This is a genomic window from Anabaena sp. CA = ATCC 33047, assembly GCF_963870205.1.
Taxonomy (GTDB): Bacteria; Cyanobacteriota; Cyanobacteriia; order Cyanobacteriales; family Nostocaceae; genus Trichormus.
Window position 1 is genome coordinate 14,493 of sequence record NZ_CAWMSA010000046.1, and the last position, 12,082, is coordinate 26,574.

Genomic DNA, 12,082 nt, shown 5'->3' on the forward strand with positions numbered 1-12,082 from the left:
TAAATTAAAAGATGAGATTTTACCTGTACATATTAGCTGGCATAACATCCGCCTTAATAGGCTGGAATATCGGTCAATTCTTCCTGACTGATATAGGTTTATTAACCTCATTTCCAGAAATTATCTTATTTCCCTGCATCGCGATTTCTCTAGCATTTGGGATGGTGATGAATGAAATATTTATCAGTAACCCCACCAGAATTAAAATTAACTTCCGCATCGCTAAAACTCCCCTACTCATAGCCATTGGTTTAGGAATTTTGGCTGGGTTAATTGCTGGGTTAATTTCCCAAATTTTATTTTTACCATTCATTAGCGTCCCCACTCCAATTGTTAGGACTTTGGGTTGGCTGTTGATTGGTTGTTCTGTGGGTATTGCTGAAGGGTTAAGCTGGCGTTGGCACAGTTTAGAAGCAGGTGAACCTAAACGTTTTAAACAAAGATTTCTTACCAGTGTTATTGGTGCTAGTGCTGCTAGTTTAGTTGCGGCTGTGATTTTTGAATTTATTCGCACATCTTTGAGTGAAATACCAGCAGCTTTTAAAAGTGCAGAAGATCCTTTAGGGTTTTCTCTCTTGGGTTTATTACTGGGTTTAGTGTTTAGTTTCACCAATTCCCCCAGTTATATGGCTGCTTTGAGGGCTGGCACAGGATTTGAATTCACAGGCTTTAATTACCAAGATGCGATTCCTCAATTAGAAGGTGTTCATAAATCCAACCCATATATTGATAAATCTCTACTGACGTTTGTTAACGATGATGAAAATGAAGAAATTGAAGAAGGTTTATCTATTCAGTTACCAAGTAATGGCATAATTAAAATAGGTTCTGCTGAAAAAGAAGCACATATCTATATTCCCGGTTTGCCGCTACACGTTGCCGATATAGTTCTGAAAAAACGTGAAGCTTTTTTAACTCCAGACTTCAATTATTTCAACACAATTGAGGTGAATGGTGAACGTTTAGTTTCTCGGCGTAACGTGCGTTTAAGACATAACTATGTTTTGACGTTTCATACAGTCAAGATGGATGGCAAGAATGAAGAAAAAATGTATAGATTTGTCTACTATAATCGTTTCCTTGACCCGCAATCTTAGCTTATCAATCCTGATGATGGCTGCTGTGGCTTTACCGAGTTGGGGACAGGCTAAAAAAGTAGAGATTGTTGGTAATCCTAGCGTTAAGGATGACCAAGTAACTATTCGCATTAAAGTTAAAAGTATAGAAGATAAACCTGTGATGGGTCTACAAGACACAAATTTTAAATTAATTGTCGATAATAAAGAACTGCCATTTAAAACTAAAGATTGGAAAAGTCCAGAAGAAAGCATACCGCCACCAGCTTGGATTATAGTTTTAATCGATTTTAGTGGCAGTATGAATATGCGAGACAGTCGCGGAACGAAAAAAATTACAGGTGCTATTAACGCTATTCGACAAGTTACTAAGGTATTAGGGGAACGTGGAGGAAATACCCAAATTTCTATTGTTCCTTTTGGTGAACCTGGGACTAATTGCCGAGGATATGCTGTTAATCAAGAAACTCTCAATAAATTTTTTGCAGCGAATGATTTTAAGTTAAAAAACTATCTTGATTACCTCGCTAATGTAACTCCCTGTGCTTCTACTAATCTTTATGAACCGTTGCGAAAAGCCATGAGGTTTTTAGCTAATGCTGAAGACACCCGTTTTTATGTACCGGAAAATTCTCCCCAACCTCAACCTAGACTGTCGATTATTTTGCTATCTGATGGTTATCACAATGCCACAAATGAAAAAGAGGATTTTGAAACTTTAACTACTCTACTTAAGAGAAATAGTAATATTACCGTGCATACCTTGGGGTATGGCTTAACACCACAACAATTAGGACGAAAATACAACTTGGGAAAACCAGCTACCCGTGGTGATATTGGTGTAGGTGCAAAGAAAGTTCCAGAAGCGGAATTTGTAGATCAAAAGCGTTTGGCGGAAATCGCTAGGTTAACTGGGGGAATTGCGGAGTTTTCTGGAGATGCAGAAGCGATCGCCCAAAATTTACAACTATTCCTCAATGCTTTGTTAGGAGAGTACGAAATCACCTACACCCAACCTAATGCAGACAGGGGTTCTAAACATAATGTGCAGGTTGTGGTGACTGATAAAGCCAACCAAACAGTTAAGTCATCAGCAAAACCTTACATGATTACAGTATTCGGGCGATCGCTTCCCTTAACAGTGCGAACAATCATGGTTGTCTGTATCCTGAGTGCGATCGCATTCGGTGGTGTACTCCCCTTTTACTACTGGGGGAAACATTTGAAGCAAGAAGCACTAGGGGATTAAAAGCGAGTCAGGAGAACTTTATGAAAACTAGAATATACTCTCTAACTACTTTAATCTTCTTCCTAATTACTGCTTGTTCTCAAAACAGTAACCAAACGAATATAACCTCATCCGAATGTCCTGACACAGCACAATCTACCCTTGAAAACAGTAACGTTAAACCAATTTCTCTCACTAATCAAACTATCACCCAATCAGGAATAGCCAGCAGCAATAAATCAATTGGCTATAGTTTTGAAGCCCAATCTGGTCAAAAACTTTCTTATACAACTAATCAAAATATTTGTATTTGGATTTATACCCCAGATAATCAGATATTAAATGACGTTGTATTACCCATGACGGGAAAATACACCATTCAAATTTCTGCACCCAGAGGTAATACAACATTTGATTTAGCCATGAATTTAGAAACTATCACAGAAGTTTCTCAATCTACCTCTTTAGTATCAAACCAGCTTGCTATCAACTCAACCAGAAAATCTGCTTCAATTTCTTCCATAAAGCCTACACCTATATTATCTACCCCATCACCTTCTGTAACACCCCTAACTTCTCAATCTGATAACCTTTCCAGACTATCACCAAAGAAAGCCATAGAAAATTATTATGCCCAAATTAACAATCATCAGTATCAAGATGCTTGGAATATTTACCCTCCTGCTGTTAAAGAAAATAAACAACTTCATCCAGACGGATATAACTCTTATATTGATTGGTGGCAAAAAGTAGATTTTGTAGATATTAATCAAATTGACGTAGAAAAATATAATGATGAATCAGCGATAGTTAGTATGTCAAGTAAATATAGGATGAAAAATGGGCGTAAAATTCCTGTATCTCTCAAATTTTACATGATATGGGATAATCTTAATCAAGATTGGAAGGTAATTAAAATTAAACACAACAAACTTAATATTTAACATCCAAACAATAATGAAAAAACTAATTATATACTCTACATTATTAACCCTGTTGGGATGCCAAAATTTAGAGAAGTCATCTTCTCCTGTTGCGGAAGCTAATGGTTGTCCAGAAAAACCTAGTATTTCCCTGCGTGAGAATGAAGTTGAGGAAGTTTCATTAAATGAGCAAATAGTCACTAAATCAGGACAGGCTAAGGCTAACAAAGCTATTGGTTATCAATTCCAAGCTGAATCAGGACAAAAACTGAGTTATGCCACCGATGCGGATGTTTGTATTTGGGTATTCGCACCAGATAATGAAATTCTTACTAGCAGAAACTTAGAAAAAACTGGAAAGTATATCATCCAAGTATCAGCACCACAAGGTACAAAAAGTTTTGACTTGCAAATGTCTTTAGATATTCCCCAAGTTGCTGCAAATTCTAATGTTTCATTATCATCTACTAATTCTATCCAGCCTCGCTCAACTGTCAAACCTCAAGAGGAGTCTAGAAGGAAGATTAATCCATCAGTAATCAATAGGAATCAATCACAAGCCGATAATGAACAACCCAGCAACAACAATACTAAACCTACACATGATATTACTCAAGAAGAAGCACTAGAGTTAGTTCAGCAATGGTATGCAGCTAAACCTCGGATTTTTGGCCCACCTTATGATACTAATTTAGTCAGTGATTTAACAACAGGGCCACTTTATGCAAACTTAATTAGTTCTGACGGGCCAATAGCTTGGTTAATAAAATATGATTCATATTATACTTATAATAAATCTAAGGTTACAAATATTATAGATTTTTCCAACAATGATGATAAACCTTATATAAAAGTTAAAGTTGATGAGGAATTATATCTTCATACAAGTAAAGGAGTTGATCAAGACAGTTCTGGTTCTTATCAAGGTGTTTTTGTATATTTTTTTGAAAAAGAAAATAGTAATTGGAAAATTTCAGGATACAGAAAAATTAGTTAGGTGTTTATTCCAAAATAATTAAAACTATTAAAATGTATATTTGTAGTGTTATGAAAAAAATTGTCTCTTTCTGTTTTCTTATTACTTATGGGTGTGCCGCAGAATCTCAAGTATCAAAGACTGTCCCGCAGACATTAACAGGCTGTCCAGAAAAACCTACAGTTGTTCTAAATGCTAACAATGTTAAAGAGATTTCACTCAATGATCAGATACTCAAAGAATCTGCTCAAGCCAGTGCCAATAAATCTATTGGATATACTTTTAAAGCTAATGCTGGACAAGAGTTTTATTACAAAACTGCTGAAGATATTTGTACTTGGCTCTATACACCAGATAATCAGATTTTAAATAGTGTCACTCTTCCTACTTCGGGTAAATACACTTTACAAGTTTCTGCACCAAAAGGTTCTACTAGCTTTAGCTTAGAGATGAGTTTACAATCGCCAAAAACATCTATAAACCAACAAAACTATATTACAAAATTTACACCTAATCAATCAAACCCATCTCCATCAATTAATAATAATACATCAACTGATTCTAAATCAATAGGTTGGATTTGGCTTGGTTCTATTAATAATACATCAGAGATTTTTACTTATGGAGAGCCACTAATTCCTTCAAAACGTCAACCAGTGACTATCACTCCTTCTGTCGTACCTTCTCCTGGTTCAGTAGTCACTATTAAAACTAAAACAAATGTGCGGACAAATCTACCACAACCACCTAATTTTAAGTTAGCCGATAAACTGGATAAACCTCTTAAATCAGGTCAACAGATAGTCATTCGTAGAGTAGAAGCTTTTGTAGATAATAAGTCAGATTCTAAGCACACGAGAATATGGGCGCAAATAGATAAGCCGTAAATCTATGCTCAATCTATTTAGACTATGAAAACGCAGAGCAAAAAATTATGGTTAAATATACTTTTTCATTACGGGTAAAAGGCTTAGATGAACAATATATGTACAGCTTAGATTTAAACCCTACTCAGGAAAATATGCCGGAACAGGTTTTTACTTCAGAAATCCGTGAAAATTTGCGAATATCTCTACAAAATAAAAGCCTCTGCGCCATTAAAGATAATCATCTTTATCAAATCATCCAAACTTGGATAGAAGACATTAAAGAAGGTTATCGAGATAGTTCACTCACCCTGAATTTACCTTTATTAATCGAGTCAAATATAGACAAATTAAATGAGCCAGGCTTTCAAGAACTCCCTGCGGTTATCAGTCCAGACTTATTCAATATAGAACCCATATTAGGAATGCTACCACCATTAAACTTTTAAACAAAAACAGTCAATCCTCTAGCCAATTGCAACCGAATAGAATACAAAATCATCCGCTTTTATCTGCGTTCATCTGCGTTCATCTGCGTTCTTTTCTTCTCCCTGAGTTAAAAGCACTATAAAAACAGAAAATCACAATGGAAAATGTATTAAATGTAGCCATCAGTCCCCATCGGGAATTTATGCCAGCAGAGACAGCAGGACAGAAACTATTTCTAATGTTGAAACTGCGGCCTATAAAAGATGTAGCTGTAACTCGTCCGCCAACTACCTTTGCATTTGTGATTGATACCAGTGGTTCAATGTATGAAGTCGTGGCTGGCGATACTAAACCTACTGGTATTACCTACAACCAAGACGGGAAAGAATATACACAGGTAACAGGCGGTAAATCCAAAATCGATATAGTGATTGAGTCATTATTAGCACTGGTGCATTCCGGTAGACTCAGTACAAGCGATCGCATCTCTATTGTCCAGTTCGATGACTCAGCCTCGCAAATTATCGGTTTAACCAGTGCCACCCAAGCCAGTCAATTAGAAGATGCGATCGCCCGACTCCGCAGTTTTTCCGGTGGTACGCGCATGGGTTTAGGCTTGCGCCGTGCATTAGATATGCTGAGTAATCAACAAATGACAGTCCGGCGCACACTCCTATTTACAGATGGACAAACCTTTGACGAAGATCAATGTCGGGCGATCGCCTCAAACTTCGCCACCAATAACATCCCCATCACCGCTTTAGGCGTAGGCGAAGACTTTAACGAAGACTTACTAACTCATTTAAGTGACTCCACCGGGGGCAGCTTATTTTACATAGTTCCCGGTAACGCCGTCGGTACTCAAGTTTCCATACTAGATTTACCCAACAAAATCATCGATGAATACAGCCAAGCACAGCAAGAAGTGATTACCAACCTCGCCTTAACAGTCAAAACAGTAAAAGGCGTAGAACTTACCCGCATAGTTCGCGCTTATCCCACCCAAGCAGAATTTCCCCTTGGACAAGATCCTTATCCCATCGGAAATGCGATCGCTAACGATGAAACCATCTTCATCTTAGAATTCAGCATGGACAGCAGACCAGCCTCCCGTGTTCGCATTGCCCAACTCGGTTTAACCTACGACATCCCAGGACAAAAACAACGAGGTGAATTACCCCCACAAAACGTCATAGTGCAATTTGTCGCCGGACAAAGTAGTACAGCACAAGTTGATCAAGAAGTAATGAACTACGTGCAACAGTGCAACATTGCCAATCTTGTCAACCAAGCCACAAAAATAGCAGACAGTGATCCCCAACGCGCAGAAGAAATATTAGAAACAGCGCGACGCATGACAATCAGAATCGGCAACCAAGCCATGACAGACTCCTTAAACGGCGCACAGGAAGAACTACGCAAAACCCGCAAAATTTCCGCCGGAACCCGTAAAACCGTCAAAATGGGAGCCAAAGGAAAAACCGTCAAAATGTCCAACGATATCAATGATCAACTCTCAGAAACAGAAATGCGTAAACTCACAGGAACTTAAAACCCAATGAAGTCAGAACAAGTTCGTAGTAAGGACTTTAGTCCTTATTTTCCCAGCATTAAAGCACTAGCAGATGATTAGGGTGAGTCAGATGTGGGAAATTCGGTCATATTTACCAGATTATCTCTACTGACGCACCCTACAAGAGACTTAAAACCCAATCAAGTCAGAACAAGTTCGTAGTAAGGACTTTAGTCCTTATTTTCCCAGCATTAAAGCACTAGCAGATGATTAGGGTGAGTCAGATGTGGGAAATTCGGTCATATTTACCAGATTATCTCTACTGACGCACCCTACAAGAGACTAACTAGCAACGTCAAAATCTCACCTCCAAACTCAGGACTTAAAAAATGAATACCTGTTCAACCTGCGGCTACGACCAAAACCCAGACAATGCAGAATTCTGCGGTGCTTGTGGTTCAGAACTACAAACATTAACAGCACCAACCACTCCCATAACACCCGCACCTACCATTATCCAACCAGAAATACCACCAACTCCCGCCCCAATTCCAACCAGCACAACCGCTAGACTAACTGCCAAACAATCCGGTTCACCAGTACCAGAATTTATCATAGAAAGTAATGCCATTGTGGGGGTATTCGACCCAGATATGGGGCCAGTTGATGTTGACTTAGAAGCATTTTTTGGAGGTGAAACAGTATCACGCAACCACGCAGAAATTTATCAAGAACAAGGAATGTGGAAAGTTAAAGATTTAGGTTCAACAAATGGCGTTTTCATCAAACCTTTAGGTCAAACTCGCTTTGGAGCTAGAATCACCATCCCAGAAACCTTAAATCATGGTGATGAAATTGCTTTTGGCAAAGTTCGCTTTCTCTTCCAAAGTGCTTAAAATTATGACTTTTCAACCCACCGAAACCACCAATACTTTAGTAATTCAGGAAAATAGCAGCTTTCCTATAGCAAACTATCAAGTAAAAGTTCTCTCCTACCTCGGTCAATATACAGCCGATATCTACTACTTTAAAGTTAATATTTCCCCAATTAGTGCTGATACAGAATCCAACCATTTAGGTTTATTGCGTGTAGGCGCAATTACAGGTAGACTCAGCCGAGAATTACAGCTAAGAGAAACACTAGGCGATTATAAAATGATGGCCGAACTCCTAGCTTACACCACATCAGAGGCAGTAATTATCAATCCTCACTCACCAAACTTACAGCCAGAAGAACAGCAAAACCACGAGACAGAAGAAGATGCAGTTTTAGATGTGAATACTGAAAATCTGCCAACAGATAATGCCAATTATTTAGAAGAAGAATATTATCCAGAACAGGAAATCATCTCATCAGCCACTACTAGCAAACTCATCTTACTCAGCTACCTTCCAGATGAAGCAAAAACATTAGACACTTGGTTAAAAACAGGTCAATCTCTAGAAGAATCTTTATTTATCACTGGTCAAGTTTGTCAATTTTTGCGGTATGTCTATCAAAGAAACTGGTGTTTTGTTGCCATTATTCCCCAGTTAATTCAATTGGGGACACCTATCCAGTTTTTTGACTTGTCTAGTGCATACCCTAGCGGCGAAATACTAACTTCTGGTTTATTGGGTGATTATTGCGCCCCCGAACTAGCTTATGGTAAGAATCCTATTCATGAATCAATGAGTAGTTATACAGTAGGCGCACTACTCTATCACTGCATTCACCAACAACCTCCGTCATCAGAACAAATTGTGGAGGTAAAAATTAGTCCCATTCCTAAAGTTTATCAACTGCTAAAAATTTGTCTGTCTGTAATTCCAGAAGCCAGATTTCCCTTATCTCAACTCTTGAGCATATTAGTGGAAACTCGTCAAGAAATTAGTACGCCTAAAATTCAGTGGAACATAGCCAACCGTTCAACAGTAGGACTCTCAACCAATCGTCTGCATAATGAAGATAATTATGGAATTAGACAGCAGCAGTTAAGTGATTTAGAAACCATGCTATTAGCGGTTGTAGCTGATGGGATGGGTGGAATGTCTCAGGGAGAGTTAGCGAGTAAATTAGCTGTGAAGATAGCGTTAGAAGAGCCGATTCCCGCAGATTTCAAAACCATTAATCAACGCCATGAATGGTTAATTGGATTATTTCAGAAAGCGAATGAGTCGGTAGCGAATCATGTTAAAGATGGGGGAACTACACTCAGTTTAATTTTAGCGATCGCTCAACAATTAATGATAGCTCACGTAGGCGATAGCCGGATATATCTCCTACGCCAAGGCGAAATAAACCAATTAAGCGAAGACCATTCACTCATAGCCATGTTAGTCGCTAGTGGTCAAATTACAGAAGCAGAAAGCGCAGAACATCCAGACAGAAACGTACTAACAAAATTTCTCGGTTCAAAATCTAGATTAAGTGATGGCTATATTCAAGATTTAAGACGCACACAGCCAGAATTATCAATTAATCTCAACAACGAAGATATATTACTACTGTGTTCTGACGGAGTTTGGGATTTAGTTCCTAAAGCTGAACTCGCGGAGATTTTTCAACATCAGCCAGATTTACAATTAGCTGTAGACCAAATCATTGAACAGGTAATTAAACGGGGTGCATCTGATAACGCTACCCTTGTAGCGTTGAAATGTCGCATATCTCAATATAACTAAATATTTTCCTACAATTTAAATTGAATTATTCACAGATATTTGTAGGATGCTTTAGCTGAGAGTATGGCATTAAATCCTGAATCATGGTGCTGTACTTTCGGCTAACACACCCTAATTATCTAAATATTTTCGTAAAAATCAATGAATTTTGAATTTTGAATTTTGAATTTTGAATTTTGAATTGATATTACATGACTATTCAATGTCCCACTTGCCTCACAGAAAATGATGACAATGCAACTAATTGTATTGCCTGTGGTTCTCCTCTAGGGGCTAATTCCAGCGTATCTACCTATCATTTACCTAGTGGAACTTTACTCAAACAAGGAAAATATTGCATAGAAAAACTCTTAGGTGAAGGTGGATTTGGCATCACCTATCAAGGAGTTGAATTACAGAATTCCGCTAAAGTTGCCATCAAAGAACTATGGCCAGAAAAAGCAGCAAGACAAGGCAATACAGTATATTGGCCTCATTCCATCACACCAACTGAGAGACAAAAACAAATACAGAAATTTCAAATAGAAGCTGATTATTTATCAAAGTGTGTTCACAGAAACATCGTCAAAGTTTATGACTGGTTTGCAGAAAATAATACAGCCTATATGGTGATGGAGTTTATTCCCGGCAACTCATTATATCAAATATTAAAAGATGAAGGAAAATTACCAGAAGACAGAGTTAAAAGGTACTTCATCCAAATAGCAGAAGCATTACAAGTAGTTCATGCCAATAATTTATTACACAGAGATATTAAACCAGATAACATTCTCATTGATCACCAAGATAGAGCAGTATTAATTGATTTTGGGACTACAAAAGAATTTATTGCCGGACAAACCCGTGACATGACTGTTATCCTCACACCCGGTTATGCGCCGCTAGAACAATATAGCTATAGCAGTCAGCGTTGGCCTGCAACAGATTTCTATGCTTTATGTGCATCAATGTATGAAATCTTAACTGGGCAATTACCAGTATCCGCAACAGACAGAGCCAGTTCAACTACACTCACACCACCTCGAAAATACTGCCCTAACTTGAGTCCGTTAATGGAAAAAGTGATTCTCACAGGAATGCAATTTAGGGTAGAAAACCGTTTTCAAACAGCCGACGAATTAATTGAGGCTTTAAATGGTAAATTTATTTCTCCCCAACATAAAAGAGCCAGGGAATTAGTCAAAAATGGTAAATTAGCAGAAGCAGTTACAGCATTAGAAACGTATTTACAGAGTGAACCAAATCATGGTGAAGCTGCCGTTGAATTGGCATTAGTGCAGATACATCTTGATGCAACCAAAGCAGAAATTGCTGCAAAGAAAGCAATACAACTACAACCAAATGATGGTAGAGGGTATGGAGTTTTAGGAATAGTCAATTGTCGAAAATCAAATTGGTCAGAAGCCGTTAGTAATTTGCAAAAAGCAGTTAACCTAGCTCCCGAAGAAGTCTGGATACAGGCTAATTTAGCATGGTCGCTGGGCAAGTCTGGTAATTGGGAACAGGCTGAGAAAGTTGTAAATAAAGCACTTGCATTAGATAATAATTGCCCATTTGCTTTAGGTTTACAAGCATGGATAGCTGTAAATAAACAGCAATGGAAACCAGCCATACGTGCAGCTACACAAGCAGTTTTTAAGTTAAAATCAACGCCATCTCAAGAATCTAAAAGATTACAACAATGGATATATCCATATCTGATTGTGGCGTTAGATAAAGCAGTTGTTACCAAACAAGCTAGCGATGTAGAAATCCGTGTACAAGAGTTGATTACTCAATTACCTGATCATGCTTTTGGTTGGGGTTTCCAAGGATGGAAAAAAGCTATACAAGGATTATGGCATGATGCTCTTACCTATTTTGAGCAAGCTAGTTGTAAATCACAATTATCTGAATGGGTGTTAATTAATTTAGGAATTACTCAAGAACATTTACAGAATATTCAAGAGGCTATTCAAGTTTATGAATACTATACTCAAAGATTTACTAACCATCCAGTTGTGTTATTCCGGTTAGGGACTTTATATGGAAAATTAGGGGAATGGACAAAAGCACGTTTTTATTTAGAAAGAGCAATTCAGCAAAATCCCAGTTATGCAGAGGCATATCATAACTTAGGTTGGGTATTACTTAACATTAGAGATAAAGACAATCAAGTAGAAAATTGCCGGGAATTAGTATCAACTTATCGCAAAGCGGTAGAACTCTACCAACAGCAGCAAAAATCTTTATTAGCAGGAGAAATATTACAAGCTTTCCAATTGATAGGGCTGAATATTTAGATTCCCAGAATATCAGGAATTACGCAACTTGTACAGCGCGATCGCTCATCCCTATGTTCTTAATTGTGTACATCTTGAACTGTCTTTAGTAGATTTGTTCGACACAGCCACTTTACACCCAACAG

10 protein-coding genes are annotated in these 12,082 nt (G+C 37.9%); all 10 read left to right on the forward strand.

Going from position 1 to position 12,082, the window contains the following annotated elements:
- The first annotated feature begins 11 nt into the window (after window positions 1-11).
- The 10 genes from AACS98_RS15025 (at window position 12) to AACS98_RS15070 (ending at window position 11,957) form a co-directional block, all read left to right on the forward strand.
- Window positions 12-1,097, forward strand: a complete 1,086-nt coding sequence (locus AACS98_RS15025; protein WP_066381222.1) for a hypothetical protein — start codon at window positions 12-14, stop codon at window positions 1,095-1,097.
- Window positions 1,060-2,325, forward strand: a complete 1,266-nt coding sequence (locus AACS98_RS15030; RefSeq protein ID WP_232317159.1) for a vWA domain-containing protein — start codon at window positions 1,060-1,062, stop codon at window positions 2,323-2,325. Before AACS98_RS15025 ends, AACS98_RS15030 begins: the two co-directional genes overlap by 38 nt.
- Before the next feature lie 20 nt (window positions 2,326-2,345).
- On the forward strand, window positions 2,346-3,248 hold the full coding sequence (locus tag AACS98_RS15035) for a hypothetical protein (protein ID WP_066381226.1): 903 nt from the start codon (window positions 2,346-2,348) through the stop codon (window positions 3,246-3,248).
- A 13-nt stretch (window positions 3,249-3,261) separates the two neighbouring features.
- Window positions 3,262-4,224: an ARC6/PARC6 family protein gene (locus AACS98_RS15040; protein ID WP_066381228.1), complete on the forward strand. Its 963-nt coding sequence runs from the start codon at window positions 3,262-3,264 to the stop codon at window positions 4,222-4,224.
- Between the two features lie 50 nt (window positions 4,225-4,274).
- The gene (locus AACS98_RS15045; protein ID WP_157087523.1) at window positions 4,275-5,090 is read left to right on the forward strand and encodes a hypothetical protein; all 816 of its coding nucleotides are present in this window, start codon (window positions 4,275-4,277) and stop codon (window positions 5,088-5,090) included.
- A gap of 47 nt (window positions 5,091-5,137) precedes the next feature.
- The gene (locus AACS98_RS15050; protein ID WP_066381230.1) at window positions 5,138-5,518 is read left to right on the forward strand and encodes a hypothetical protein; all 381 of its coding nucleotides are present in this window, start codon (window positions 5,138-5,140) and stop codon (window positions 5,516-5,518) included.
- A gap of 137 nt (window positions 5,519-5,655) precedes the next feature.
- A complete protein-coding gene (locus tag AACS98_RS15055; RefSeq protein WP_066381231.1) occupies window positions 5,656-7,050 on the forward strand; it encodes a vWA domain-containing protein in 1,395 nt (464 codons plus the stop codon).
- A 350-nt stretch (window positions 7,051-7,400) separates the two neighbouring features.
- Window positions 7,401-7,907 (forward strand): FHA domain-containing protein, encoded by a 507-nt coding sequence (locus AACS98_RS15060; protein ID WP_066381233.1) that lies wholly within the window; start codon window positions 7,401-7,403, stop codon window positions 7,905-7,907.
- Window positions 7,908-7,911: 4 nt separating this feature from the next.
- Window positions 7,912-9,675: a PP2C family protein-serine/threonine phosphatase gene (locus AACS98_RS15065; RefSeq protein ID WP_066381235.1), complete on the forward strand. Its 1,764-nt coding sequence runs from the start codon at window positions 7,912-7,914 to the stop codon at window positions 9,673-9,675.
- Between the two features lie 191 nt (window positions 9,676-9,866).
- Window positions 9,867-11,957, forward strand: a complete 2,091-nt coding sequence (locus AACS98_RS15070; RefSeq protein WP_066381237.1) for a serine/threonine-protein kinase — start codon at window positions 9,867-9,869, stop codon at window positions 11,955-11,957.
- Window positions 11,958-12,082: the final 125 nt, after the last annotated feature.

Bases quoted from the DNA above. Each gene is read 5' to 3' on its own strand.
- AACS98_RS15025 (WP_066381222.1), top strand. From the start codon at position 12: ATGAGATTTTACCTGTACATATTAGCTGGCATAACATCCGCCTTAATA.
- AACS98_RS15035 (WP_066381226.1), top strand. From the start codon at position 2,346: ATGAAAACTAGAATATACTCTCTAACTACTTTAATCTTCTTCCTAATT.
- AACS98_RS15040 (WP_066381228.1), top strand. From the start codon at position 3,262: ATGAAAAAACTAATTATATACTCTACATTATTAACCCTGTTGGGATGC.
- AACS98_RS15045 (WP_157087523.1), top strand. From the start codon at position 4,275: ATGAAAAAAATTGTCTCTTTCTGTTTTCTTATTACTTATGGGTGTGCC.
- AACS98_RS15050 (WP_066381230.1), top strand. From the start codon at position 5,138: ATGGTTAAATATACTTTTTCATTACGGGTAAAAGGCTTAGATGAACAA.
- AACS98_RS15055 (WP_066381231.1), top strand. From the start codon at position 5,656: ATGGAAAATGTATTAAATGTAGCCATCAGTCCCCATCGGGAATTTATG.
- AACS98_RS15060 (WP_066381233.1), top strand. From the start codon at position 7,401: ATGAATACCTGTTCAACCTGCGGCTACGACCAAAACCCAGACAATGCA.
- AACS98_RS15065 (WP_066381235.1), top strand. From the start codon at position 7,912: ATGACTTTTCAACCCACCGAAACCACCAATACTTTAGTAATTCAGGAA.
- AACS98_RS15070 (WP_066381237.1), top strand. From the start codon at position 9,867: ATGACTATTCAATGTCCCACTTGCCTCACAGAAAATGATGACAATGCA.